Raw genomic sequence first — 25,882 nt, 5'->3', positions numbered from 1 at the left:
TTCGCTCCGGAGTACTTGCCTGACTTGCCTGACACCTGCTGGGCACCCTAGATAACTGCGGGAACGTCGAGGTCACGAGCGTCTGCGAGCCGAGGGCGGCGGGCCGGACCATCAGCTGGTCTTCACCGATCGAGTGATCGCGACGCTGGTGATCCTGCGGTTCCAGCTCCCGCACGCCGCCCTGGCCCTCTTCTACGGCGTGGACCGTTCCACTGTCACCCGCGCCGTCCATGAGATCCGTCCGCTGCTGGCGGCACGTGGTTTCGCGGTGCCCGGCGAAGCCGGGGTACGCCTTCACACGCTGGCCGACGTCTTCGCCTACGCCGCCCCCGGCAGACGTCGAAACGCTCACCCGCCAGGTCACCGAGCTGGAGCAGCAGATCCTCGACCTCCGCGCGGAGCTCGCCGAACGGGACGAGGACCTCACCGCGGCACGGGCAGCCAACCGCGAGCTGATGGCCCAGGTCAACCGCTGACCGCATCATCGCCGTCAGAAGCTGTGCCACACACCTCTCTATTGGCAGGTCACAGCGTTCCGAGTGGTGAACTGGCCGATAATCTCGGAGGTGTCAGCTCCGACTCGGCGGCGACGAGATTCCGCGCAACCCCTTGTAAGGAACGGGTTGGCCAGTGCGGGCGTCGAGCAGGGCGCGGTCGTCCACGGGTCGGGCCAGTTTCACCGTCACCTGCTGCATCCTCGCCCGTTTGGTGCAGGTACCGCCGTCCCTGTGGTCCTTGACGGTGGCAGACAGCACGACACTGCCGCGCGTCTCCAGCACGTCCACCTTGGCGCCGTCGTCGCAAACACTATGGAGGGCGACTACGGCCACCGAGCGCCCGTCTGCGGCGATCCTCACGAGCCGGTTGAGCGGATACCCGGGGATGTCACGGGCGGCCTTGATCGGCGCAGGGGGAAGTTTCGACGGGACGGCCGCTGCCTGTTTGAGGGGGGTGGCATAGCCGTCCAGGGTGAAAAGCCAGGCCGGGACCGTTGCCGGTCCGCGGCTGGTGGCCATTGTCATCTCGCCCAGTTTTGCCCCGGTCACCGTGAGGTGCGGTTCTCCGCTGGCGTGGGCGCCGGCCAGGGTCTTGTACGACACGTCCGCACCCATCAGCGGCCGGGTGCGTGAGTCACCCCCGGCCCACGTCACCTGGCCGTCCTTCGGCCCGGTGCTGGGCAACTCACCTCTCAGGACGAAGTTCTGGTTCTCGTAAGCCTGCTTGTCATCCTGGCTGCGCAGGCCGCCGCGCGGCAGCTGGATCGCTTCCCCCATGGGGTAGTAGCCGGCCCGCCACGCGGCAGCTGCGGCCGAGCCGTCCCAGGCCGCAGCGACCTGCCGGGCACGGTCTGCAAGTACATCCGTGTCACCGCCGACAGCCGCCTTCTGGCTCCCGCAACCGGAGACGGCCGCCAAGCCCACAGCGGACAAGGTAACCCCGGCAAGCAGACTGACCGAGCGCGATGCCCTGATACGCATGTGTCCCCCCGGACGAACGGAGCGGCAGCTAGCTGTTCTGTCCTTGTGACGTGACCGGGCCAGAACGGGTTTCACCGGTTGCGGCAGCTGAACAGGGCGGTGCCGTCAGTAAACGTGAAGGCCGCGCTCATTCAGCACGGTCTGCACCTGCGTGAAGTAGTTCCGGTAGGTTCCGCTGGAGTCGGAGTTGCATACGGTTTCACCGGTGCCGCCGGAGAGAAGGCCCAAAGCCGTGGTTCCGTTGAGTGCCGGCCCACCGCTGTCGCCGCCCAAAGCACAGTTGTCCGTCTCCATCATGCTATAAAGCGTCTTGCCTTCGAGGCTGACGGTCACGCTCGTCTTGGTGACGTTGCCCGTCGTGTCCTGGCTGCTGACGCCGATCCGGTCGATGTGCTCCCCCTCCGCGGGGTAACGGGAGTTGTCGATCTGGTGATAGATGCCACCCCAGTACCGCACGGTCCCGAGCGGGTTGATGTCGGGGCCGTCCGCCTTGATCGTGGCCCAGTCGCAGCCGCGCGTGGCCCCGTCACAGTATCCGCTGGTGCCAGTCCCGAAGTTGTACGCGGTCTGGGTGCCGATCTTGGTGCCGTTCCAGTCCATGTACCAGGTGTTGCCGGTACCAGGCACGCAGTGGCCAGCAGTGAGCGTGTAGATCGTCCCCGAGGAGTTCTTGGTGTTGAACCCGGCACTGCACAGCCAGCCGCTAGAGGTGATCCCGTTGCCGCCGCCAGGTTGGTGGCCTTGAACTTCAGCTTGCTGTCGACCCTGTCGATGCGTATCGCACCTGGGTGAGCCGCCGCAATCTTCTCTATTCTGGCCCGGCTGGCGGCCGGCATCCCATCGAAGATCTCGGCTTGGACCTGCCCCATAAAGGGGAGTTGATGAACAACGCGACTGACCAATCACAGTCGCCGCCAGACCGCTACCCCTTCGGCCCGCGACACCTGTCGTACACCTGTCACACGCTGCCGAGCTGGGCGATCGTCGCGCTTCGCTAACCTTCAACCGAGCCACCCCTAGCTAGGGCCTGTCTGGAGTCGTGATCTCGTGGGCCCCCGGCTCGGGAGGGTCGGGGACCTTGGAGTAAAACGGTGGGGTGTCTCGACCTCAACTTTCCGATGATGAGTGGGAGTTCATCTCCCCGTTCCTGCCCAATGCCGTTGCTTGAACTCGTCAAGCAGTTCGCAGTGACGCCGGAGGGGCGCGGTCGTTGGGCCCGGCATGCATCCTTGGGTGGGGTTGTCCGATCATGTGCGACTGGGGGTGGTGACCCGGTGGGTGACTCCGGAACTGGTCGCCGAGGTGCTGGAGAAGTGCCGGGTCCGGGACAAGAAGCCCGGCGCGCTGCCGGCCGGGTTCATGGTCTACTTCACGCTTGCCCTGGCGCTGTTCCAGCAGGACTCCTATGACGATGTGGCGGAGCAACTGGTGGGCGCCATCCGGGAGTTGAGCGGGAGCATCCCGAACAAGTCCTCGTTCACGCGGGCGCGCAGGCGTCTGGGAACGCTGGTCCTGGAGGCCGTCTTCCGTGAGCTGGCCGACCCGTTGGCCCCCGTCGGCCTGGAGGGCTCCTTCTACCGCGGGATGCGGCTGGCCGCGGTGGACGGGTTCGTGCTGGACGCGCCGGACACACCGGCCAACCGGGCCGCGTTCGGTGGGCCGGTCAAGAACGGCCAGCCGGCGGGATTCCCTCAAGTGCGGGTGGTGACACTGGCCGAGTGTGGCACGCACGCGCAGATCGACGCGGCGGTGGGCGGATTCAACGGCGGTGAGCGGGAGTTGGCGATCACTCTGGCGACCTCGGCGAGCAAGATGCTCGTCATCATGGACCGGGGCCTGCCCGGGGTCGAGTTATGGAAGGCCTATCTCGGATTCGGGGCCCATCTGCTGATCCGGGCTCGCTCGCCGGTGGCGCACCGGCCGGTTGAGTATCTGCCCGACGGGACGTACCTGGGGAGGATGAACCTGGGCGGGCAGAAGGGCGCGCATCCTGGCGGGGTGCTGGTCCGGGTGATCGAGTACCGCGTCGACGGCGGCGAGGTGGTCAGGCTGTTGACTGATCTGTTGGACCCGGTTGCGTATCCGGCGGCGGAGTTGGCAGGGCTCTACCATGCCAGGTGGGAGGCGGAGTCGGCGTTCCGGCAGATCAAGACGTTCCAGCGCGGGCCGGTCGAGGTCCTGCGCTCGGGAGACCCGGATCTGGTGCGGCAGGAGGTCTGGGCGCACCTGGTTGTGCACCACTGCCTCACGCGGGTCATCATGTGTCTGGCCGACGACAACGGCATCAACCCGGACCGGGTCTCGTTCGTCAAGGTCCTCAAGCACACGCGGCGCAGCGTGGTCCGACAGCGCGCGGATACACCCAAGAAGATCAAGAAGTTCCTGGCCGTGCTGGCGGCGAAGGTGCGCCGGAAGCTCGACAACGGCGCCAGGCGCCTGCGCGAGGCGGACCGGCACCTCAAACGGCCGGACTCGAAGTACTCCTCGAAACTCTCCTACCGGATCAACACCCGAGACCGGCAACCGACACGGCGGATCACAGCCAAGGCCATCACGTTGCACACCGCGATAGTCCAGTAATCAAGCAACGGCATTGGCCCGGTAGGCGCCGATGGTGACATCGTTGGCGTTGGTGGTGTGCGCCTGGTCGAAGTACATCTCCAGACGCGCCGAATCGATCTTCGTGCCCGACGGGATCTCACTCAGCGGGAACTTGACCAGCGAGCGCGAGATGCCCGTGTCGGTCTTGCCCGCCGACAGCTTCCAGGTGGTGTTGAAGTTCGTCGACGCCTGGTCCGACAGGACCATCGTGTCCTGCGAGTCGGTCGGCGACGGCGCGATGGTGATTGTCGGGTCGATCACGACCGGATACTGCCGCGCCTTGGCGGCCAGCCACTTCGCATCCGGGGTGACCGTCAGCTTCCAGGACTTGCCGTCCTTCGTGAGCTTCTGGCTGACCTTCGTGCTGTACGTCTTCCCGAAGACGGACCTGTCCGCCTTCTTCGCATCCGTCATGTACGGCGCCGGAATCACCAGCTCCGGCGTGTGCGGCAACTCGCCGTACAGCGCGATCGAACCGTCCTTGCGCGCCTTCGGCACCAGCCCGTCGGTATCCAGCGTGAAGGTGAACTTCAGCGGACCGGTGGGGCGTTCGGTGAGGGTGATGTTCTCCTTCACCCGGCCGGGGCCCACCGCGTACTCCAGGTCCGTACCCTGCGCCACGTCCTCGTACGTGACCGTGGAGCCCTTGGCCTTCGGCTTCAGCGAGCCGGGCTTCAGCGAGCCGTCCGCGCCGTCGAGACCGAGGGTGACCGAGCGGCCGTCGGGAGCCGCGAAGCGCACCAGCCGGTCGGCGTCCTTGCCGAACCAACTACGCCCGTTGTTGGTGGTGTTGGAAAACTCGAAGCCCTTGGCCGCGCTCTCGCGGACCGCCGTGTCGATCGACTTCCAGGTCGCCTTCTTGCCGGTGCCGTTGCGGTAGGACGTCGGCACCGCAGACAGCTCCGCCTGGACCCGCCCGTCCGACATCTGCCAGAAGCGCGCGTTCGACGTACGCTTGCCCGTCAGCTCCCTGACCCGCTTGGCCTTCGGGGCGTTCCTGCCCTTCGGCAGCTTCTGCCGGTCTGCGATGTCCAGCTCGTCGTGGGACGGAGGCTTGGCGTGCCCTCCGCCGTCATCGTCCGAAAACCACCCCTTGAGCGTGTCGACGAATCCCTTGCCACCGGAGCCTTCCGAGGACGAGGCGGCATAGGCGAATTGCGGCATCGCGGTACTTACAACCGCGGACACCACAAGACAGGAGATCACTCTCCCGTATCGGACTTTCACGTCCAATGCCCTCTCTATTGCGGCGCGACCCCCATTCCGACCTTTCGCGCGCGTGTGACGCACCTGCCGAATGCGGGCACGCCGAACCACCAGCCGGGGCATTTCCCGGCCGGTCCTGAACGAACGGCCTTTCCTTCTTTCCTGTGAACCGACTTTGCGGCAGGCCGAGTTCTAATCAGATGGTCGAGGCCATGTCAACGGAGGTAACAATGCGGACACTCCCCCCGATGCGGGCCAGGGGTGGCGAACCGGGCGACCGATTGGTCGGATATTTCCTGTCGTTGGATCGGACCGCGCTCCGTGCGGTATAACCGCCCGGTTCTTCAGCGCCCGCATTCGTTCCCGGAATGCGCGCCGATCCGAAAGCGGGAGCGCCATGCCATCGACACAGAAGCCGGACGACGCCGACACCCCGGAAGTCGCCGACACGCAGGAAACCGCCGATACCGCGGAAGCCGCCGATACCGCGGAAGCCGCCGATACCGCGGAAGCCGCCGGTACGCCGGAAGCCGCCGATACCCCGGAAGCGACCGAGGACAATTCGCCGGAACCATCCGGGGAAAAGGGCTTGAAGGGCACGGACCTCCGTGGAATTGCCGTCGGCGGCGTCCTCCTCGCCGCCTGCGCCGGACTCGTCGTCTACGGCGTGCTCAACACCGCCGAGAAGCCGAAGCAGCACCACGTGCCGACCGCCGCGGTGACGTACGAGGTCGAGGGCGACGGCACGGCCGACATCACGTACCAGGCGCGCAGCGAGTCCGGGGACGCCGTGGTGGCGGACGGGGTCACGCTGCCGTGGAAGAAGACCGTGAACGTGCCGCTCGGCAAGGCGCCCCTCGTGACCATCACCCTCGGCGAGAAGGGCGGGCGGGCCAGCTGCCAACTCGCCGTTCGCGGCAAGCACGTCCAGACCGCCACCGCCTTCGGGAAGTTCGGGCGCGCCACCTGCCAGGGCGAACTGCCCGCGCCGGAGCCGTCGGACGCCAACGCCGCCGGCCAGGAGGGCAGCTGATGGGGCCCGCGGCCCGGGGCGCGGTCCGCGTCGCGCTCGCCGCCGCCGTCGTCCTCAGCGCGGTCGCTCTGTCCGAGCGCACCGGGACGACCGCCGTACACACCACGGCTCCCCGGGGCGCCCTGCGCACCGTGGCCGTGCCCGCCGGCGCCGATCCCGCGCGCCGCGTGCTGCCCGCACGGACGACCGAACCGTTCCGCATGGTCGGCGTCACCTGGTCCGACGCGCGGACCGCGCTCGGCGGGACGGCGCAGATACGCACCCGCAGTGCCACGACCGGGCGCTGGTCTCCGTGGCGCGACCTCGAACTCGACGTCCATGCACCGGAGTCGGGGCCTGAGCACGCCGCCGACGGTCTGCGGGGCGGCACCCAGCCGTTGTGGGTCGGGCCCTCCGACGGTGTGCAGGCGCGGATCACCGGCGCGAAGCTGCCCGCCGGGCTCCGGGTCGACCTGGTCGATCCCGACTCGGGGGCGAAGGAGTCGGCACCCGCCCCGGCCGGGGCGGCGACCGCCGCCGGTCAACCCGACATCGTCCCCCGCTCCGGATGGGGCGCCGACGAGTCGATCGTCGCGGACCCGCCGACGTACACGACCGACACGAAGGCCGTGTTCGTGCACCACACCGCGGGCACCAACGACTACACCTGCGCAGAGTCGGCGTCGATCATCCGCGGCATCTTCGTCTACCACGTGCAGAGCAACGGCTGGAACGACATCGGCTACAACTTCCTGGTCGACAAGTGCGGGACAGTCTTCGAAGGCCGGGCGGGCGGCGTCGACAAGCCGGTCTACGGCGCGCACACCTACGGCTTCAACACCGACACCAGCGGCGTGGCGGTCCTCGGCGACTACAACACCGCGACCGCGCCGCAGGCCGTGCGCGACTCCGTCGCGAAGCTCGCCGCGTGGAAGCTCGGGCTGTACGGGATCAACCCGTCCGGCACCGTGGTGATGGCGGCCGGTGCCGACAACGGCAAGTACACGCAAGGGCAGTTGGTGACCCTCAACCGCATCTCCGGTCACCGTGACGGCTATCCGACGGAGTGCCCGGGCACGAACCTTTACGGCGACCTGCCCGCGATCCGTGCGCTCGCCGCGGCGGCCAACTCCCCGGCCCCGACGGGTGACATGAACCGCGATGGCCACGCCGACCTGGCCGCGGGCGTCCCGAAGGCCACGGCGAACGGGCTGGCCACTGCCGGGCAGGTCACCGTCGTACCGGGCGCGCGCTCGGGCCCGTACGCCGGGAACAAAGCCGTGATCACCCAGGAGTCGGACGGTGTGCCCGGCGGCTCGGAAGCGGGCGACGGTTTCGGATCCGCCACCGCCTACGGCGACTTCGATCACGACGGCTACCAGGATCTCGTCGTCGCCTCGCCGGGCGAGGAGGTCACCGCGGGCGCGAGCGACGAGGGCGCGCTGAGCCTGCTGCGCGGCACCGCGAACGGCCTCGCCGGGCAGGCCGGGATGGTCAACGAGCCCAGCGGGGTGCGGGCGAGCGGCGCCCGCTTCGGAGCCGCCCTGGCGACCGGAGACTTCGACGGGGACGGCGGCGACGACATCCTCGCCGTGGCGCCGGGCTCGGCGCGGGCCTGGGCGATCGACGGCGCGGACCGCACGTTCTCCGCACCCGTCCAACTGGCCTCCGGCGGGGGTGCGTTGAGCGAGGCGGACATCGCGACCGGCGACTTCGACCACGACGGCTACGAGGACGCCGCCCTCACCTTCCGTACCGCGGGCGGCACCACGCCTCTCGTCGTGCTGCGCGGCTCGGCGACCGGGCTGCGCACCGACGCACCGGCCGTTCTCGACGGTGCCGGTGGGCGGGCGCTCGCCTCCGCGGACCTGAACGGCGACGGGTACGCCGACCTGGCCGTGGGCCGCCCCGACGTGGGCGACGGCGGGGAGATCTCCACGTTCCACGGCTCGGCGGACGGGCTCACCACCACCGGGGCGCCGGTCCTCGGCCGGGGCGCGGTCCCCGGCGGCGAGTCCGGTGACCGGCTGGGCGCCTCGCTCGCGGCAGGTGACACGGACGGCGACGGCTACGCGGACGTCCTCGCGGGTGCGCCGGGCGAGGACGTGGGGACGGCGGCCGACGCGGGCGCGGCCCTGCTGCTGCACGGCGGCCCCGACGGTCTCACGGCCACCGGCGCCGAGGTCTACGACACCGACCTCGCCGGGGTGCCGGGCGCCGCCGAGACCGACGACCGGCTGGGCTCGGCGGTCGCGCTGGCCGACCTGACGGGCGACGGTGCCCCGGACCTCGTGCTCGGCGCCGACGGCGAGAACACGGGCGACGGGACCGTCCTGACGCTGAACGGCGGTCCGGACGGGGTCGTCCCGGAGAGCGGCGCCTACTACGGGACGACCGCGCTCGGTACGTCCACCGCCGCGGGCATCGGCGGCGTACTGGCGAGGTGAGCGGCCGGGACCGGGCGGCGCACGCGCGAAGCGAGCACCGGCGCCACGAGCGGCGGCGAAGCGACCACCGGTGCCGCCGCCCGGTCCCGGAGTGATGTACGGCACATCCAGCGCCGTGATGTTTTGCAATTCCCGTGCGCTGTAAAGGAAGCCACCCCTGATGCGGGTGGGTCAGTTGTGAAGGTTCTCTAGGGGTGGGACATTTGAGTCGCAGGACGACCCATGCGTACAAGCCGCTGAGTCTGAAGCGGAGAGCGTGGCTGACCATCGGGGCAGTCGTGCTGGGAGGCGCGGGAGCGGTCACCTACGCCGTCGCGAACCCGTCCGACGGACCGGACCAGGACGGCAAGGGCCGCAAGCCCGCGATCCACACGGTGAAGCTCAAGGACAAGGGCGCCGGCCGCAAGGGCCTGGACAAGCAGGACACCGACCGGTTCAGCGCCGTGCTGCTGACCTGGAGCGACCCGGACGCGAAGCCGAAGGGCACGCCCGAGGTGCGCTACCGGGAGAAGGACAGCGGGGAGTGGTCGGGGTGGCTGAAGCTCCCCGACGACCCGTTCTCGGCCGACGGCAAGGAAGCCGAGCGGGCCGGAACCCGCGGCGGCACCGCGTCCCTGTGGACCGGTGACGCGGACGGCGTCGAGGTGCGCGTGGTCGGCGCGGACGGCACCGCTGCCAAGGGCCAGCCGTCCGGGATGGACGTCAGGCTGCTCGACCCGGGCACCGATCCGGCGGGTTCGACGACTAGCACGGAGCCTGCCGCGTTCGTGGCGGAGACCACGCCCCCGGCGACCGACTCGGCGACCCCGACCGACACGGTGTCCCCGACCGACACGGCCTCGCCCACCGACTCGGCGACCCCGACGGACCCGTCGCCGCCCACCGACACCACGTCGCCGAGCGCGAGCCCGTCCGACACTGCCTCCGCCTCGCCGTCGCCCTCCAGCACGGTGCCCGCGCCGCGCCCGTCGACGGTCGTCAAGCCGCCGGTCATCACCCAGGCCGAGTGGGGCGCGTCGACGGACTACGACGGCACCCCGGAGTACGGCACGGAGATCAAGGCCGCCGTCATCCACCACACCGGCGTCGACAGCGACAACAAGCTCTCCTGCGGCGAGTCGCGCGCCCGGCTGCGCACGATCCAGCAGGAGCACTTCTCGCGCGGCTACTACGACATCGGCTACAACTTCGTCGTCGACCGGTGCGGCCAGATCTTCGAGGGCCGCAGCGGCGGCATGGACCTGCCGGTGATCGGCGCGCACGACGTCGGCTTCAACACCAACACGGTCGGCATCTCCTACATCGGCAACTACGAGAGCGCCCAGCCGAGCCGCGCCGCGCTCGACGCCATCGCCCGGATCGTCGCCTGGAAGTTCGGGATGTACGGCATCGACCCGACCGGCAAGGTGACGCTGACGTCCGGCATGGACGCGGGTGTCGACGGCAACAAGATCGCGAAGGGCGCGTCCATCACGCTGCCGCGCGTCTTCGGCCACCGTGACACCAACTACACGGCATGCCCCGGCGCCAACCTCTATCCGAAGCTGCCTCTGATCGCCGCGCTGGCGAAGAATCCGGGCATCTCGCACGCCCTCGCCACCTCCGACTACAACCGCGACGGCATCAGCGACCTGGTCGCCGGTACGCCGAGGACGAGCAGCGGCGTCGGATCGGTCACCGTGGTCCCGGGCGGGCTCGACGGCCCGGTCACGGCGTCGAAGGTGACCCTCACCCAGAGCAGCCCGGGCGTCCCCGGCTCCTCCGAGGCGGGCGACAACTGGGGCGCGGCCACCGCGTGGGGCGACGTCAACGGCGACGGGTACGCGGACCTCGCGGTCGGCGCGCCCGGCGAGGACGACACGAGCGGCCACACCGACCGCGGTGCCGTCACCGTCCTGTACGGGCCCGGCCTCACCTCCGGCTTCTCGTACACCACTTCCGGAGTGACCCGCACCGGCGCCAAGCTGGGCTCGACCGTCACGGTCGGCGACTTCAACGGCGACGGCAAGGCGGACGTGTTCGCCGCGGGCACCGGCAAGGGCGGCAACTGGAACGCCCACCTGACCGGCGGCGCCACCCAGACCGGCACTCTCACCACGTCGACCAGCGCGATCGCGTACCCCGATGCGACGACCGGCGACTTCAACCGGGACGGTTACGCGGACGTCGCCCTCAACTACCGTGACGCGGGCGGCATCGGCCGGGTCACCTGGTTCAAGGGCGGCGCGGCGGGCCTGACGAAGGTGTCCACGCTCAGCGTCAAGGGCGGCCGCTCCATCGCGGCGGGCGACGTGAACGGCAACGGCTACGACGACATCGTCATCGGCCAGCCGTACACCTCCGAGTCCGGCGCCCACAAGGGCGGCCAGGTCACCATGGTCCCCGGCACATCCACCGGCTTCACCACCACCGGTATGACGACGATCCACCAGGACACCACGGGCGTTCCGGGCACGGGCGAGTCGGGCGACGGGCTGGGCGCCTCGGTCTCGGTCGGTGACTACGACGCCGACGGGTACGCGGACGTCCTCGCGGGCATGCCGGGCGAGGACCTCACCCGCGACTCCACCAACCGCTCCAACGCGGGCATGGTCGAGCTCATCAAGGGCACCTCGGCCGGTCTCACCGGCAGCGGTGCGCGCGGCTTCACGCAGGACACCAGCGGCATCCCGGGCGTCACGGAGACCAACGACATGCTGGGCTCGGCCGTCAGCCTGACCGACCTCTCCGGGTACGGCCGCGCCGACCTCACGATCGGCGCCAAGGGCGAGAACAGCTACGAGGGCACCCTGCTCCACCTGCCCAGCGGCAGCTCCGGCATCTCCATCTCCGACGCCGTCTACTACGGCAGGAGCGCACTGGGCACCCCGGCGGGCGCCCACCTCGGCGAGGTGCTCACGCCGTAGAGCCGTAGGTGTGACGTCCACAGCGCCCGGTGCGCTGGAGGGGTGTGGACGCTTTCCGGTCGCCACGGCCGAAAGCATCCACACCCCTCGGCCCGCGCGCCGTGCCGCTCCGACTCCCCCCGGGACCGGTACGGCGTGGGGTACGCGGACGGCCGTACGCTCCCGGCGTCACCCGGCGCTCTCGGCCACCTCCGGCACCCGCTTCGCGTGCCCCTCGGGCACCGGTACACGCCTGGCGTCCACCACGACCCCGGCGATCAGCGCCGCCAGCAGCAGAGACGCCATGGCCCACCACGTGGCGACGTTGAAGCCGTGCACAGCGGCGTGGGAGGCGAGGGCACGACGGTCCACCCCGGGCCCGGCGTGCGCGGTCGCGTACCGCGTCGTCACGCTCGCGGCGATCGTGTTGAGCAGTGCCGTGCCGATCGAACCGCCCACCTGCTGGGCGGTGTTGAAGGTGGCGGAGGCCGCACCCGAGTCGCGCGGGGCGACGCCTCCCGTGGCCAGCGAGACGCAGGTCATCATGGCCGTACCCATGCCGAGGCCGAGCATCAGCATGCCGGGCAGGACGTGGGAGGCGTACGCCGGTTCCACGCCGACCTGCGCGACGAGCGCCAGAGCGCCCGCGGCGAGCAGCAGCCCGGGGACGATCAGGGTGCGCGGCGGGACCCTGTTCAGCAGCCGGGCCGCGACCTGCGTGGAGCCGGTGATCATGCCGACGGTGATGGGGAGATAGGCGAGCCCGGTCTTCAGCGGTGAGTACCCGAGGACGCGCTGGAAGTAGTACGTGAGGAAGAGGAAGACCCCGAACATCCCGATGGTGACGAAGAGGATGGTCAGGAACGCCCCGACGCGCTGTCGGTCCCTCACCACCGACACCGGCAACAGCGGCACGCGGGCGCGGGTCTGCCAGAGGGCGAACAGGCCGAGAAGCACGACCCCGGCGGCGAGCAGCCCGAGCACCAGCGCGTCACCCCAACTCCGCGACTCCGCCTCGGAGAAGCCGTACACCAGCGAGAGCATTCCGGCGGAGCCGAGCAGCGCGCCCGGCACGTCGAGGTGGGCGTCCTCGTGCCGACCGCCGCTGTCGAGCAGCACCCACGCGCCGGCGAACGCGACGAACGCGATCGGGACATTGACGTACAGGCACCAGCGCCAGTCCAGGTACTGCGTGAGCAGGCCGCCGGCCAGCAGCCCGATCGCCGCGCCCGCGCCGACGATCGCGCCGAACACGCCGAAGGCCTTGCCGCGTTCCTTGGGGTCGGTGAACGTCGTGGTGAGCAGCGACAGCGCGGAGGGGGCGAGCAGCGCGGCGAACACGCCCTGCAGGGCGCGCGCCCCGAAGAGCATCCCGGAGCCCGTCGCCGCACCGCCCAACGCGGACGCCGCCGCGAAGCCCAACAGGCCGATCATGAAGGTGAGTTTGCGCCCGGCGAGGTCGGCGACCCGGCCGCCGAGCAGCAGCAGCCCGCCGAAGGCGAGCGTGTACGCGGTGATCACCCACTGCCGGTTCCCGTCCGACATGCGCAGATCGATCTGGGCGGACGGCAGAGCGATGTTCACGATGGTCATGTCGAGGATGACCATCAACTGCGCGAGTGCGATGACGACCAGCGCCCACCAACGGCGGTTGTCGGCCATGAGGCCTCCCCAGTCCGGCGAATGCCCCCATGTTCACTCCGGAGCCAACCGTTCGGGAACGGCCGCGTGCCTTAAGAGCAGGCAATCTCGGCGGGCCTGGCCCGGGCCCTCGCTACCGCGTGGCCTCCCGGCACAGCAGCCGCAGCGAACCGTCGCCCGCGTAGCAGCGCCGGGCCTCCTCGATCGGGTCCCACAGCCGCCCGTCCGGGGTACGCAGCCAGTGGTCACCGCCCGTCTCCCACCACTCCGCGCCGGTGTACCGGGCGATGACCTCGCCGGCGTACGCGCCGAAACCGCGCAACACGGTCTCCACGGCGGCGTACGGCGCCCCGTCCCGGCGTATCTCCTCGATCAGCCGGTCGACGCGCCACAGGCTCTGCGCCGAGTAGTCGAGGCGCAGCCGGGCACCCTCGCGCATCGTCGCGACCGCGTCCGCCGCCCAGCGCATCGGCTTCGCCGCAGCTGAGGGCCTGGTTTCCTGAGTTGCGTTCACATCGGGAAGAGCGCCCTCGGGACGGAATTCGTCACCCGTCCCGGCGGTGTTCGCGACACCGGCTCAGGACCGCCATCTCCACCGCAGGACGGTCACAGGAATCTCGCAGGGAAACAGGTTTACGCCTGCACGCGGCGAGCCGCGTCATGTCCTTCCCCGAGCCCGGCGCGACACCACCGCTCGCAGCACCCGCCGCCCCTCCGTCGACACGTCCAGCGCCGGCCGGAGTCCGCCCGTGCCGCGGCCTGCGAGCAGTTCCAGGATGGCGACCTGGCGGCGCAGTTCGGCGGCGACGAGGGGCGACATGCCGTCCGTACGCCCCTCGCGGCGGGCCGTCACACACGACTCGCCGTCGTCGGCGGCGTCGAGGAGCCGGTGGATCTGCAGGGCCGCCACGGAACAGGCGTCGGCCCAGGAGCGCAGTTCGGGCGCCGACGGCTGCGCGGGAACGGCGCCGAGCATGCGGCGGGCGAGTACAGCGGCCTCGTCCTCCTCGGTGACGGCCGGCTCGGGGGCGTCCGCGTCGAGCTTGGCGCGCACCTGCTCCAGGCGTTCGCCCCACGCGCCCCACGCGTCCGGCTCCGCCAGGCTCGCCCACAGGGGCCGCAGGATGTCGTCATCGCCGCCCAGCAGAGGTACGCACCGATCCAAACAAGCCAGACCGCTCGCCGCCAGGCCTCGCTCGTCGGCCTGAGCGATCAGTTCCACCAGGCTCATCACGCCTCCCTCGAAATCCCTCGACAGGGCGCCTGTTTCTAACGGAGCCCGCACCTCCCCTTACTGCGTGCGACGGACCAGGAGTGTCACAGCGGCACCACACCGAGCCGGTCGAGGAACTGGAAGAAGAGGTTTTCGGCCAACGGGTCGGGGTCGGCGGTCAGCACCTCGAGGAGGGGCTCGGCGGCGATGGCGTGCCCGGCCTCGGCCGCCCAGGAGACGGCCCGGGCGGCGGCGTCGGCCGGCTCCAGGAAGTAGTCGTCGACGCCGAGTTCGTCCTCGCCGCCGACGTAGCCGGCCATCGCCTGCCGTGCCAGACAGGCCGTCCACACGCCACTGTCCGGCGCGGCCGCCTCGACGGCCACGCAGTCGCTGTCCATGACGTACCCGAAGAGCGCGGGCGTGCCGGTCTCCCGGGCGAGCGTGTTCATGTTCCCGATGTCACCGTCACCGCTCGGGTACTCCCACACCTGCCAGCCATCGGGCGCCGCGGTCCGCAGCACCATGCCCCGCGCCCCGGCGAGCGCCTCCAGCTCCGCGAGCGGGCGCTCGCTTCTGCCCACGACGTAGTAGCCCCAGTAGCCCATGCCGGTTCCCCCCGGTGTCTCGTCGGCTCACGGTTCGGCTGGCAGTTCAGCTCGGGCCGAATACACCACAGGGTCACGGGAGTTGGCCAGCGAAACGGACGATTCGGTCGGGTCCCCGTCGGCCCCGTCGGATGCACGTCGGAGTCACGCCGGGGTCCCACGTCCGCGCCGGTCGGGTCCGGGCCGCGCCCTGAGCGCCTCAGACTCCGACGGGAAGCGGCCCCCGGTGCGTTCTCGTTCTGCATGCGGGTCAGCCGCAGCACCACGAGGATCGCTAAGATCACGGCCGCGACGTAGCCGCCCGAGTCCGGACGGTTCGCCGGCTTCCCGAGTCGGCGCAGACGGTCCGCCGGCCTGTCGAAGCCGGCCCAGTCGGTCCGCCGGCCTCCTGCAGCCGGCCCCGGCGGTCCTGCCGGCGCCCTGCAGTCAGCCCAGCCGGTCCGCCAGCGTCCTGAAGTCGGCCCAGGGCAGCGTCGGTGTGCGCGGATCCCACAGTTTCTGGATCATCGCGCGCAGCGGCATCCTGATCCCCGCCGCCACCTGGTCCTGGGTCTGCGCGGCCGAGCGATCGCACCACACCGCGAAGACGCCGCCGAGGATCTGTGCGTCGTACTTGGCGGGGACCGCCGTCGTGCCTCGCACCACGAGCGGGGTCCACTGCTCGTAGATGCGCTGCCCGGTCGGGTAGACGAAGGTCTGCGGCTGCCCGAGCACGTAGTAGAGGAACTCGTCGTTGTAGTTGATGAGCTTGCGCCCCGCGCTCAGGTATTCGACCGGCGGCCGGGCCCCGATCTCCTTGCCCGTCCAGTACGCCACCTGCACGTCATCGTCCACCTGGACCGTGCCCCCGCGGAAGAACCCGTCGTTCCAGGCCCGCGGGGTCCGGTCGTGCCCGCGCACCACCGCGGCACGGTCGTTCAGCCAGCCGGTCGCCAGGTCGGCAACGCTCGCCCCGGAGCCGTACGCCTTCGTGGCCGCGGCGGCCAGCTGCGGATACGACGCCGCCGGGTTCGCCACCGTCAGCGCCTGGTACTCGTCGCCGCCGATATGCCAGTACGCGCCGGGGAAGAGACCCGCGTACTCGTTCAGCAGTTGGTCGACGAGGGTCGCCGCGGCGGGCTTGGAGATGTCGACGGCACCCCGTGTGGGGACCCCGTTGACGTTGCGCAGCTGGAGGTCGGGATGCGCGGCGAGGACGGCACCCAGATGACCGGGTGAGTCGATCTCGGGGACGACGGTGATGTGCCGACTCGCCGCCAGGTCGATGATGCTGCGCACCTCCGCCTTGCTGAGGTGTTCCTTCGACACGATCTCGGGATGCGTGTCCGACTGGATACGGAAGCCCTGGTCGTCGGAGAAGTGCAGCCCGAACTGGTTGAACTTCAGGTCGCCCAGCTCCCGGACCCGGTCCTCGATCCAGGCCGCCGTGAAGTGCTTGCGCGCGATGTCGAGCATGAAACCGCGCTGCGGCTTCGCGGGCCGGTCGCGCACGACGCCCTCGGACGCCGTACCGCCGCCGTGCACCTCCTGCTTGAGGGTGCGCGTGCCGTAGAAGACGCCGGTGTCGGTGGGGGCGGTTATCGTGACCCGCCGGTCCTTGACGGTCAGGGTGTACGACTCCGGGCCCGCGGATCCTTTGTCCAGACCCAGCTCGACATCGCCGTCCCTGGCCTTCGTCTCCCCCGCATACGTCAGCTTGAGCTCCCCCGCGAGCAGCTGCCCCTCGTCGGAGAGGCCGGCGTCGTCCACTACGACGCGGGCCCCGGTGGCGGGGCGCCAGCCGGGGCCGCGGGCCGGCGTGTGCTCGCGTACGGCCGGTATGGTGCGCGGGGTCTGGGACAGCGGGTACGTCCGGGTCGGCGAGGGAGAGGGCGTGGCCCTGGCCGGCGTCGTGGGCGAAGCGGCGGACCTGGCGGCCGACGGCACGCTCGCTCCCGTGGGCTCGCCGTCGCCGCCGGAGGGCCACAGCGCGACGCTCGCGGCGACGGCACCGGCCGCCACCACGCCCGCCGCTATCAGCGTCGGCCGTTTTCTGCTCCGCGCCGGCGCCCGCCGCCTGCCCGTGCTCACCGCATCACGCCCTTCGCCTCGGCCGTCAAGGTCCACTTCCCGTCGTAGACGTCGTACACCTCGTAAATGAACCTAAGCCCCCACCCTCGCCCTCGCAGCCGCAGTCCACCGCACGTTTCGAAACTCTCCCGTACGGGTGAAATTTCGGGCATCGATCGGACAGCTGCTGACACTTCTCGATAGCGTGAGCAGCACAACTCTCACTTCTTCCCCTGCCGACACACACGTGACGTCCACACGTCCACGGGCGTCACAGGATCCGGATCTCCGGATCCAGCGTCGCCCCCACCTCCCTCCCACCGCCGAGGACCCACGCTGCCTTCGCACCGTCTCCCACGCCTCCCCGGCCAGGTCGCCCTCCCCGAGCAGAAGAACGCGGCGCCGTCCCCGGCCGGCCTGGAGGGGTTCAACTCCGCACCCGCCGACACGGTCGTGCACGTCCTCCTGACCTGCTGCCGCAGCCTGCGCTGGGCCCATCGCCTGGCCGACCACCGGCCCTACCCGGACCTGGACGCCCTGCTCGCCGCGGCCGACGAGGCGGCGTACGACCTGACGCCCGCCGACCTCGCCGAGGCGCTGGCCGGCGAGTCGCTCACGCTGCTCCCGGACGCCACGTACTCCGCCGCCCACACCGCACTCAGCGCCGCGCACGCCGCGTACGAGAGCCGATTCGGGCATGTGTTCGCGATCTGTCTGGACGACGCGACCCCCGAGGAGGCCCTCGACCAGGTACTCGTCGCCATCCGATCACGGTTGACCAGCGATCCGGAGGAGGAACGGGTCACCACGGCGGACGAGCTGCGCCGCCTGGCGAAGGGCCGTCTGAGCCGCCTGGTGCGCCACTCTTTCGGGTCATCCGTGCCGGAGCGCCCCCTTTAGGGCTACGGGGCTGTGACACGTACGGCTGCGCCTCGTGGGCGGGAGCAACCACGCACAACACGCACCGGGCAGACAGCCCGAAGCTCCCCCACCTCACCCGTTAATAGCCCGAACGTGCCTGTTTGATTGCCAGTTTGATCACATAGATAGGGCCGCTGTAAGCGTTCCGACAACACGTCGCTACGATGGCCAGGGCCGGTGGACCGTACCCGGCCGGGCCGACCGACACAGAAGCCGGCAGGCCCCAATCCCCGCTCCCGGAGGGTTCTTCCGTGCCGGCTGGAACGCTGTACCGCGGCCGGGAAGGAATGTGGTCCTGGGTGGCTCACCGAGTCACCGGCGTCCTCATCTTCTTCTTCCTGTTCGTACACGTGCTGGACACCGCTCTCGTCCGTGTCTCCCCCGAGGACTACGACAAGGTCGTGTCCACGTACAAGACGCCGATCGTCGCGCTGCTGGAGTACGGCCTCGTGGCCGCCATCCTCTTCCACGCGCTCAACGGCCTGCGAGTCATCGCCGTCGACTTCTGGTCGAAGGGCCCGCGCTACCAGAAGCAGATGCTCTGGTCCGTCGTCGGTATCTGGGTCGTGCTGATGGCCGGGGCCCTGTACCCCGTCCTCGGTCACGCATTCCGCGAAGTCTTCGGGAGCTGACGCAGATGTCCACCACTGAAACCGCCGCTTCCGGCATCGGCCCCGTCGAGGGCGCGGACGCGTTCTCGGCGTACAGCGTCGACAACCCGGCACCGCTCATCGAGGCCCCGCGCAAGCGCACCAAGAAGACCCCGAAGTCGACCCGCGGCAACTTCGAGATGTACGGCTGGCTGTTCATGCGCCTGTCCGGCATCGTCCTGGTCGTCCTGGTCATCGGCCACCTGCTCATCCAGCTCGTCCTCGACGGCGGCGTCTCCAAGATCGGCTTCGCCTTCGTGGCCGGCCGCTGGGCGAACCCCTGGTGGCAGGTCTGGGACCTGGCCATGCTGTGGCTCGCCATGCTGCACGGCGCCAACGGCCTGCGTACCGTCATCAACGACTACGCGGAGCGTGCGAACACGCGCCTGTGGCTGAAGGGCCTGCTGTACACCGCCACGGTGTTCACGATTCTGTTGGGCACGCTGGTGATCTTCACCTTCGACCCGAACATCCGCTAGGCACGGGGCTGAGGCAACCACCATGAAGATCCACAAGTACGACACCGTCATCGTCGGCGCCGGCGGCGCCGGCATGCGCGCCGCCATCGAGGCGACGAAGCGCAGCCGCACCGCCGTGCTGACGAAGCTCTACCCCACCCGCTCCCACACGGGCGCCGCGCAGGGCGGCATGGCCGCCGCGCTGGCCAACGTGGAGGAGGACAACTGGGAGTGGCACACCTTCGACACCGTCAAGGGCGGTGACTACCTGGTCGACCAGGACGCCGCCGAGATCCTGGCGAAGGAGGCCATCGACTCGGTCCTCGACCTGGAGAAGATGGGCCTGCCGTTCAACCGGACGCCCGACGGGACGATCGACCAGCGCCGCTTCGGCGGTCACTCCCGCAACCACGGCGAGGCCCCGGTCCGCCGGTCCTGCTACGCCGCGGACCGCACCGGCCACATGATCCTCCAGACGCTTTACCAGAACTGCGTCAAAGAGGGTGTGGAGTTCTTCAACGAGTTCTACGTCCTCGACCAGCTGATCATCGAGGTCGACGGTGTCAAGCGCTCGGCGGGCGTCGTCGCCTACGAGCTCGCGACCGGCGAGATCCACGTCTTCCAGGCGAAGGCCGTGATCTACGCGTCCGGCGGCACCGGCAAGTTCTTCAAGGTGACGTCCAACGCGCACACCCTGACGGGTGACGGCCAGGCGGCGGTCTACCGTCGCGGGCTGCCGCTGGAGGACATGGAGTTCTTCCAGTTCCACCCGACCGGCATCTGGCGCATGGGCATCCTGCTGACGGAGGGCGCCCGTGGTGAGGGCGGCATCCTCCGCAACAAGGACGGCGAGCGCTTCATGGAGAAGTACGCGCCGGTCATGAAGGACCTCGCGTCCCGTGACGTCGTCTCGCGCTCCATCTACACCGAGATCCGCGAGGGCCGCGGCTGCGGTCCCGAGGGCGACCACGTCTACCTGGACCTCACCCACCTCCCGCCGGAGCAGCTGGACGCCAAGCTGCCCGACATCACGGAGTTCGCCCGTACGTACCTCGGCATCGAGCCCTACACGGACCCGATCCCGATCCAGCCCACCGCGCACTACGCGATGGGCGGCATCCCGACGAACGTCGAGGGTGAGGTCCTGTCGGACAACACCACCGTCGTCCCGGGCCTGTACGCCGCCGGTGAGGTCGCGTGCGTGTCGGTGCACGGCGCCAACCGCCTGGGCACGAACTCCCTCCTGGACATCAACGTCTTCGGACGTCGTGCGGGCATCTCGGCCGCCGAGTACTCGGCGAAGGCCGACTACGTCGAGCTGCCCGAGGACCCGGCCTCCCAGGTCGTGTCGCAGGTCGAGCGCCTGCGCAGCTCCACGGGCACCGAGCGGGTCGCCGACATCCGTCGGGAACTGCAGGAGTGCATGGACGCCAACGTGATGGTGTTCCGCACCGAGCAGACGATCAAGACGGCCGTGGAGAAGATCGCGGAACTCCGCGAGCGCTACCGGAACGTCTCGATCCAGGACAAGGGCAAGCGGTTCAACACCGACCTCCTTGAGGCCATCGAGCTGGGCAACCTGCTCGACCTGGCCGAGGTCATGGCCGTCTCCGCGCTGGCCCGCAAGGAGTCGCGCGGCGGTCACTACCGCGAGGACTACCCGAACCGCGACGACGTCAACTTCATGCGCCACACCATGGCGTACCGCGAGGTCGGCGACGACGGCACCGAGTCCATCCGTCTCGACTACAAGCCGGTCGTCCAGACCCGCTACCAGCCGATGGAGCGTAAGTACTGATGGCTACCCCTGTTATGGACAAGGCGGAGGCGGCCGGCCGGCCCGAGCCCGGTTTCGCCGACTCCCCCTACATCACGGTCACCTTCCGCATCCGCCGCTTCAACTCCGAAGTCTCGGCGGAGGCGGCCTGGGAAGACTTCCAGCTGGAGATCGACCCCAAGGAGCGTGTCCTCGACGCCCTCCACAAGATCAAGTGGGACCAGGACGGCACCCTGACCTTCCGCCGCTCCTGCGCGCACGGCATCTGCGGCTCGGACGCCATGCGGATCAACGGCAAGAACCGTCTGGCGTGCAAGACGCTGATCAAGGACCTCAGCCCCGAGAAGCCGATCACGGTCGAGCCCATCAAGGGCCTGACGGTCCTGAAGGACCTCGTGGTCGACATGGAGCCGTTCTTCCAGGCGTACCGCGATGTGATGCCCTTCCTCATCACGAAGGACACGAACGAGCCCACGCGGGAACGCCTTCAGTCGGCCGAGGACCGCGAGCGCTTCGACGACACGACGAAGTGCATCCTCTGCGCGGCCTGCACGTCCTCGTGCCCGGTCTTCTGGAACGACGGCCAGTACTTCGGCCCGGCCGCCATCGTGAACGCCCACCGCTTCATCTTCGATTCGCGTGACGAAGCGGGCGAGCAGCGCCTCGAGATCCTCAACGACAAGGACGGCGTGTGGCGCTGCCGCACGACCTTCAACTGCACGGACGCCTGCCCGCGCGGCATCGAGGTCACGAAGGCCATCCAGGAAGTGAAGAGGGCGCTGATCACGCGCCGCTTCTGACCAACGGCTTCCTGGTCGTACGTCCCTGAGGGTCTCGCCCCGGTCTCCGGACCGGGGCGAGACCCTTCGCCGTACGAGGGCTACAGCTGGCTCAGGATGGTCGGGTCGGTGATCTCCGTGTCCTTGGCGAGCAGCATCGCCTTGCGGCCCGGGTGTCGCGCGGCTGCCCTTCCACCAGCTCCGTGTCCTGGAAGTTGTGGAGCAGGTGCACGATGCGGCGGCGGGTGGCCGTACCCGGTTCCAGTTCGTGGTACCGGGCGGCCAGGCAGTGCACCAACGCGACCTGGAAGTTGCCGTCCGCGGCACGCACGGCGTCGACGACCTTGCGGCCCTCCCAGCCCCAGTGGTCGTCGACCATCTCGGCGAGCGCGAGCAGTTCGGGTACGAGCCGCTCGGTGTCCTCGGTGGCGATCAGGCCGAGGATGTCGCCGACGAGCCGGGCGTACGCGGAAGGTGACGTGATCATCAGCCGCCCATCAGCGCGACGAGCTTCAGAAACGTGACCTCGGTGCCGAGTGCGAGCTCGATCTCCTTGTCGAGGTCGGTGACTTGCCGGTCCCCGACCAGCACCAGAAACCCATTCCCAGCGAAGGCCGTGAGCGCCGGCTCGGTCTGCGCCTCGGGGTCTATCCGCCGCGGCGTCCGCAACGCGTACCCGTTCAGCACGCGCTCGGTGTCCTGCGGCTGCACCAGCCCCTGTCCAGGCTGCTGCTCCGCAAGGGAATCGCGGCAAGTGGTGGCGGAGTCGATCTGAACTCCCTGGCATCCGCCGCCAATTCCTCGGGCGGGGCCGACACCGAGTACGGCGCCTCGGGCTGGTCCAGCAGCAGCGTGCCGCTCCTGATCGGCACACCGGATGTCAACGGGGACTCCGTCCCTGATGTCTGGGCCGTGCGGTCCGACGGGTCCGTGCGGTTCTACGCCGGTGGAAGGCGACGCTGCCCGGGGCCGGGACCGAGGCCATCGCGCCCGCGGGCCATTGGAGAACGCGGCGCCATCGGCTGAGGGCGCGATGCGGGGGCCGGACCAGGGGGGAACCTACCCTTTCGGCCCCCGCAATGGCTCCTACGCGGGCTCCGAACCGCCTCGCCGCCGGTTGATGGCCGTCAGGTCGATCTCGATCTCGAAGGGGACGGTGATCTTCAGGCGGTCATGGAAGATGCCGGTGAGGGCGTAGGCCTTGGTGGCCGGGTCGAGTTCGTAGACGTACACGAAGGGCAGGCCCTTGTTGTCGTCCTCCTCGACGCGCCAGAAATGCCGCACCCCTGCCTCCGCGTACTTGTGGGGCTTGACCTCGCGGTCGCGCTTGCGCGAGTCGGGGGAAACGACCTCGACGGCAAGGACGATGTCCTCCGGCTCATACCAGGTCTGGTCCGGGCCTGTGTTCGCTTCCATCGGGAAGACCAGGACGTCCGGCTCAGGCCGGTTCTTGGCGTCCAGTTTGATCGTCATTTCCCGCATGACGTCGAGATGGTCCGGGGCCTGCTCCAGGAGGCTGTTCTCCAGCAGGCGCATGCAGCGTCCGTGGAAAGCGGTCTGCGGACTCATGAAGACGAGACTCCCGTCGATCAACTCCGTGTGCGGCGGGAGGCCCGGAATCCGGTCGAGGTCGTCCGCGGTCCAGCCCTCGGGGGGCGGGATCGGCCAGCGGTACGACGGCTCGTCGTCCAGGCCCTCGTCCATCCCGTTCTCGGATGCGGCGCTCATCGGTGCTCCCATGCGACGGAGTCTCGCCTGTCTCTTCAGCCTACCCAGGGGGGAATGTCACCCGCCTCCCCCCAACGAGTGACCCCCACGGTCAGCCCCCAAGCCCCCCGAAGGGACCCTCCTTAATCTGATGGCATGTCAGATGACGTGTCATACGAGCTGCTCGGATTCGACAACGTTCTGCTGCCCGTCGGGGACCTCGGCGAGGCCGTGGCGTTCTACGAGCGGGCCGGGTTCCCGGTCGCGTTTCGGCTCGACGAGGCCGGGATCGCGCTGCTGAAGGTGGGCAAGGAGACACCCGGGGTGCTGTTGCAGCAGGACGAGGAGCTGAGTCATCGGCCGCCACCGTGGGCCTCGCCGCGGGTGTGGCTGGAGGTGCGGGACGCCCGGGCCGCGGCGGCCGCCCTCGCGTCGGCCGGTATTCAGCCGCTCGACGCCCCGTTCCCCGTGGCCACCGGATGGACCGTCGAGATCGCCGACCCCTGGGGCAACGTCATCGGTCTCACGGACTACGGCAAGCGGCCCGAGCTCGGACGTCGGGGGTGACCACCCACTCGACTTGAACATGTTCAAAAGCGGGGCTACATTCTTTCTCGACAGCGTTTTGAACGCGTTCAAGAAGGGGTGGGGACATGGACCTCACAGTCGTCGCGTATGTCATCTACCTGCTGGTCAGCATCGCGCTGACCATCTGGGTGGCGCGCACGCTGAGCCACAACGGGCGGATCTTCCTGGCCGATGTGCTGCACGGCAACGAGAAGCTCGCCGAGGCCGTCAACCACCTGCTGGTGGTGGGCTTCTACCTGGTCAACCTGGGCTTCGTCGCGCTCTATCTGAACCAGGACACCGAGATCGACAACGCCCGCGGGATCTTCGAGGCCCTGTCGACCAAGCTCGGTGTGGTGCTGCTCGTGCTCGGGGTCATGCACCTGGGGAACGTGTATGTACTCAACAAGATCCGGCGGCGGGGAGTGATGGAGCGGGAGCAGATGCCGCCCGTCGCGCCGACGGATTGGATCGTGCCGACGGCCGGGGCGTGACCTCGATGACCGGCTTCGCGGCCACACGGGACCGGGGCGCGCGCGTCCCGGTTCTCGGGCTCACCGTGCTGTACGACGCGCAGTGCTCGCTGTGCACCTTCTTGAAGGACTGGCTCGGCAAGCAACGGCAGTCGGTGCCGCTCCGGCTCGTGCCGGCCGGGTCCGACGAGGCGCGGCGCCGCTTCCCGGGGCTCGATCACCGGGCCACCCTCGGCGAGATCACCGCCGTGGGGGACGGCGGGCAGGTCTACGAGGGCGCGGCCGCCTGGGTCGTCACCCTGTGGGCACTGCGTGAGCACCGGCCGCTCGCCCATCGGCTGAGCACCCCGGCCGGCGCCCGTCTCGCGAAGGGCGCGACGCTCGCCGCCGCCAAGTGGCGGGAGACCCACACCGCCGACCGGTGGAGTGGCAACGCCTATGGGTGGGGGGACGGGTGGCGTTACGACCCGAGCGCTGGATGGACGTACGAGGCTCCCGCCTGCGACAGCGGCAACTGCTCGACCGGTTCCACTCGTTAGGCTCGTCCTCGTGCCAGCACCAACAGACAGCCCCGGTCAGGACAGCTCCGGCTCCGACGTGGTCCCCGAAAAAGGTCCCGACAAGACGCACGCCAAGAGCGAGCACACCCGTGCCCTGATCCTGGAGACGGCGATGCGGCTGTTCCAGGAGCGGGGGTACGACAAGACCACCATGCGGGCCATCGCCAAGGAGGCCGGGGTCTCCGTCGGCAACGCGTACTACTACTTCGCCGGCAAGGAGCACCTGATCCAGGGCTTCTACGACCGGATCGCCGCCGAGCACCAGGTGGCGGCGCGCGAGGTGCTGGATCGCGAGACGGATCTGGAGGCCCGGCTCGGCGGGGTGCTGAAGGCGTGGCTGGACATCGCCACCCCGTACCACGAGTTCGCGGTGCAGTTCTTCAAGAACGCCGCCGACCCGGACAGCCCGCTCAGTCCCTTCTCCCCCGAGTCGGAACACGCGCGCGTGGAGGCCATCAGCGTCCACCGGGAGGTGCTGGCCGGGGCGAAGACCAAGGTGCCGGAGGAACTCCGGGACGCGCTGCCCGAATTGATGTGGCTCTCCCAGATGGGGCTCGTCCTGTACTGGGTCTTCGACCGGACCGAGGGACGCGAGCGCAGCTACCGGCTCGCCGAGCGCGGGGCCCGGCTGACCGCGCGGGGCGTCGTGCTGGCCCGCTTCCGCGTTCTGCGGCCCCTCGTCCACGAGGTGCACGAGCTGTTCACGGACTTCCTGCCGGGGATGACCAAGGCCCTGCCCGATCCGGCCAAGAAGAACTCGTCCCAGGGGGCCCGTTCAGAAAACGGGCCCCCTAGGAGACTCAGCAAGCGCCGAGCCTCAGGAACCGACGAGTCTCGGTAGGCGATGAGGCCC

The 25,882-nt window shown here is 69.5% G+C and carries 25 protein-coding genes and 2 pseudogenes; 16 read left to right on the top strand and 11 right to left on the bottom strand.

The annotated features are described in order from the left end of the window. Positions 1-133: 133 nt before the first annotated feature. Both OG390_RS32300 and OG390_RS32295 read left to right on the top strand, forming a co-directional pair. Positions 134-202, top strand: a pseudogene (locus tag OG390_RS32300) (hypothetical protein); the annotation flags it as partial. 28 nt (positions 203-230) lie between these two features. Then, positions 231-476, top strand: coding sequence for a hypothetical protein (locus OG390_RS32295; RefSeq protein WP_406178387.1), 246 nt, complete (start codon positions 231-233; stop codon positions 474-476). Positions 477-569: 93 nt separating this feature from the next. Here OG390_RS32295 and OG390_RS32290 read toward each other — a convergent pair whose 3' ends face one another. Together OG390_RS32290 and OG390_RS32285 are read right to left on the bottom strand one after the other, a co-directional pair. Next, on the bottom strand, positions 570-1,478 hold the full coding sequence (locus OG390_RS32290) for a hypothetical protein (RefSeq protein ID WP_406172903.1): 909 nt from the start codon (positions 1,476-1,478) through the stop codon (positions 570-572). 105 nt (positions 1,479-1,583) lie between these two features. Then, entirely contained in the window at positions 1,584-2,078 is a 495-nt protein-coding gene (locus OG390_RS32285; RefSeq protein WP_406172902.1) for a S1 family peptidase, read from the bottom strand. Positions 2,079-2,699: 621 nt separating this feature from the next. Here OG390_RS32285 and OG390_RS32280 point away from each other — a divergent pair. Next, positions 2,700-4,058, top strand: a complete 1,359-nt coding sequence (locus OG390_RS32280; RefSeq protein ID WP_406172901.1) for an IS4 family transposase — start codon at positions 2,700-2,702, stop codon at positions 4,056-4,058. Here OG390_RS32280 and OG390_RS32275 read toward each other — a convergent pair whose 3' ends face one another. After that, on the bottom strand, positions 4,059-5,267 hold the full coding sequence (locus OG390_RS32275) for a DNRLRE domain-containing protein (protein WP_406172900.1): 1,209 nt from the start codon (positions 5,265-5,267) through the stop codon (positions 4,059-4,061). It lies immediately after the preceding gene. Positions 5,268-5,682: 415 nt separating this feature from the next. On the opposite strand from OG390_RS32275, the gene OG390_RS32270 reads away from it, so the two are divergent. The 3 genes from OG390_RS32270 to OG390_RS32260 all read left to right on the top strand — a co-directional run bounded on the left by OG390_RS32270 (position 5,683) and on the right by OG390_RS32260 (position 11,650). Further along, on the top strand, positions 5,683-6,318 hold the full coding sequence (locus tag OG390_RS32270; protein ID WP_406172899.1) for a hypothetical protein: 636 nt from the start codon (positions 5,683-5,685) through the stop codon (positions 6,316-6,318). Further along, positions 6,318-8,744 carry an FG-GAP-like repeat-containing protein gene (locus OG390_RS32265; RefSeq protein WP_406172898.1) on the top strand — a complete coding sequence of 809 codons (2,427 nt, stop codon included), beginning with the start codon at positions 6,318-6,320 and terminating at the stop codon, positions 8,742-8,744. Before OG390_RS32270 ends, OG390_RS32265 begins: the two co-directional genes overlap by 1 nt. Positions 8,745-8,947: 203 nt before the next feature. Then, a complete protein-coding gene (locus OG390_RS32260; protein ID WP_406172897.1) occupies positions 8,948-11,650 on the top strand; it encodes an FG-GAP-like repeat-containing protein in 2,703 nt (900 codons plus the stop codon). Between the two features lie 168 nt (positions 11,651-11,818). Here OG390_RS32260 and OG390_RS32255 read toward each other — a convergent pair whose 3' ends face one another. The 5 genes from OG390_RS32255 to OG390_RS32235 form a co-directional block, all read right to left on the bottom strand. After that, positions 11,819-13,291 carry a DHA2 family efflux MFS transporter permease subunit gene (locus OG390_RS32255; protein ID WP_406172896.1) on the bottom strand — a complete coding sequence of 491 codons (1,473 nt, stop codon included), beginning with the start codon at positions 13,289-13,291 and terminating at the stop codon, positions 11,819-11,821. Positions 13,292-13,403: 112 nt separating this feature from the next. Beyond that, entirely contained in the window at positions 13,404-13,739 is a 336-nt protein-coding gene (locus tag OG390_RS32250) for a hypothetical protein (protein ID WP_399076888.1), read from the bottom strand. 189 nt (positions 13,740-13,928) lie between these two features. Then, a complete protein-coding gene (locus OG390_RS32245) occupies positions 13,929-14,501 on the bottom strand; it encodes a hypothetical protein (protein ID WP_406172895.1) in 573 nt (190 codons plus the stop codon). 86 nt (positions 14,502-14,587) lie between these two features. After that, the gene (locus tag OG390_RS32240) at positions 14,588-15,088 is read right to left on the bottom strand and encodes a hypothetical protein (protein WP_406172894.1); all 501 of its coding nucleotides are present in this window, start codon (positions 15,086-15,088) and stop codon (positions 14,588-14,590) included. Between the two features lie 426 nt (positions 15,089-15,514). Continuing rightward, positions 15,515-17,092, bottom strand: coding sequence for a beta-N-acetylhexosaminidase (locus OG390_RS32235; RefSeq protein ID WP_406177969.1), 1,578 nt, complete (start codon positions 17,090-17,092; stop codon positions 15,515-15,517). A 381-nt stretch (positions 17,093-17,473) separates the two neighbouring features. Here OG390_RS32235 and OG390_RS32230 point away from each other — a divergent pair, with 381 nt between their 5' ends. The 5 genes from OG390_RS32230 (at position 17,474) to OG390_RS32210 (ending at position 21,743) form a co-directional block, all read left to right on the top strand. Next, positions 17,474-18,037 (top strand): 2-oxo-4-hydroxy-4-carboxy-5-ureidoimidazoline decarboxylase, encoded by a 564-nt coding sequence (locus OG390_RS32230; protein WP_406177967.1) that lies wholly within the window; start codon positions 17,474-17,476, stop codon positions 18,035-18,037. A 272-nt stretch (positions 18,038-18,309) separates the two neighbouring features. Next, positions 18,310-18,690 carry a succinate dehydrogenase, cytochrome b556 subunit gene (gene sdhC, locus OG390_RS32225; protein WP_121405616.1) on the top strand — a complete coding sequence of 127 codons (381 nt, stop codon included), beginning with the start codon at positions 18,310-18,312 and terminating at the stop codon, positions 18,688-18,690. Positions 18,691-18,695: 5 nt separating this feature from the next. After that, entirely contained in the window at positions 18,696-19,187 is a 492-nt protein-coding gene (locus OG390_RS32220) for a succinate dehydrogenase hydrophobic membrane anchor subunit (protein ID WP_399076894.1), read from the top strand. 22 nt (positions 19,188-19,209) lie between these two features. Beyond that, entirely contained in the window at positions 19,210-20,964 is a 1,755-nt protein-coding gene (sdhA, locus tag OG390_RS32215; RefSeq protein ID WP_406172893.1) for a succinate dehydrogenase flavoprotein subunit, read from the top strand. Beyond that, complete coding sequence (locus tag OG390_RS32210) at positions 20,964-21,743, top strand: succinate dehydrogenase iron-sulfur subunit (protein WP_406172892.1); 780 nt, start codon at positions 20,964-20,966, stop codon at positions 21,741-21,743. Before sdhA ends, OG390_RS32210 begins: the two co-directional genes overlap by 1 nt. A 91-nt stretch (positions 21,744-21,834) precedes the next feature. On the opposite strand, the gene OG390_RS32205 is transcribed toward OG390_RS32210, so the two are convergent. Next, a complete protein-coding gene (locus OG390_RS32205) occupies positions 21,835-22,209 on the bottom strand; it encodes a hypothetical protein (RefSeq protein WP_406172891.1) in 375 nt (124 codons plus the stop codon). Next, positions 22,209-22,433 (bottom strand): hypothetical protein, encoded by a 225-nt coding sequence (locus OG390_RS32200; protein WP_406178385.1) that lies wholly within the window; start codon positions 22,431-22,433, stop codon positions 22,209-22,211. Before OG390_RS32200 ends, OG390_RS32205 begins: the two co-directional genes overlap by 1 nt. Positions 22,434-22,445: 12 nt before the next feature. On the opposite strand from OG390_RS32200, the pseudogene OG390_RS32195 reads away from it, so the two are divergent. Then, positions 22,446-22,735, top strand: a pseudogene (locus OG390_RS32195) (hypothetical protein); the annotation flags it as partial. A 73-nt stretch (positions 22,736-22,808) separates the two neighbouring features. On the opposite strand, the gene OG390_RS32190 reads toward OG390_RS32195, so the two are convergent. Beyond that, positions 22,809-23,450 carry a Uma2 family endonuclease gene (locus OG390_RS32190; protein WP_406172890.1) on the bottom strand — a complete coding sequence of 214 codons (642 nt, stop codon included), beginning with the start codon at positions 23,448-23,450 and terminating at the stop codon, positions 22,809-22,811. A gap of 135 nt (positions 23,451-23,585) precedes the next feature. Here OG390_RS32190 and OG390_RS32185 point away from each other — a divergent pair, with 135 nt between their 5' ends. The 4 genes from OG390_RS32185 to OG390_RS32170 all read left to right on the top strand — a co-directional run bounded on the left by OG390_RS32185 (position 23,586) and on the right by OG390_RS32170 (position 25,870). Continuing rightward, the gene (locus OG390_RS32185; protein WP_406172889.1) at positions 23,586-23,996 is read left to right on the top strand and encodes a VOC family protein; all 411 of its coding nucleotides are present in this window, start codon (positions 23,586-23,588) and stop codon (positions 23,994-23,996) included. A gap of 86 nt (positions 23,997-24,082) precedes the next feature. Then, entirely contained in the window at positions 24,083-24,490 is a 408-nt protein-coding gene (locus OG390_RS32180) for a hypothetical protein (protein ID WP_406172888.1), read from the top strand. A 5-nt stretch (positions 24,491-24,495) separates the two neighbouring features. Then, positions 24,496-25,008, top strand: coding sequence for a thiol-disulfide oxidoreductase DCC family protein (locus OG390_RS32175; RefSeq protein WP_406177965.1), 513 nt, complete (start codon positions 24,496-24,498; stop codon positions 25,006-25,008). A 10-nt stretch (positions 25,009-25,018) separates the two neighbouring features. Next, a complete protein-coding gene (locus tag OG390_RS32170) occupies positions 25,019-25,870 on the top strand; it encodes a TetR/AcrR family transcriptional regulator (RefSeq protein ID WP_406172887.1) in 852 nt (283 codons plus the stop codon). Positions 25,871-25,882: the final 12 nt, after the last annotated feature.

The organism is Streptomyces sp. NBC_00996, from assembly GCF_045162675.1.
GTDB lineage: Bacteria > Actinomycetota > Actinomycetes > Streptomycetales > Streptomycetaceae > Streptomyces.
Note: the sequence above shows the minus strand (reverse complement) of the source record. Positions and strands in the feature narration are given on the sequence as shown.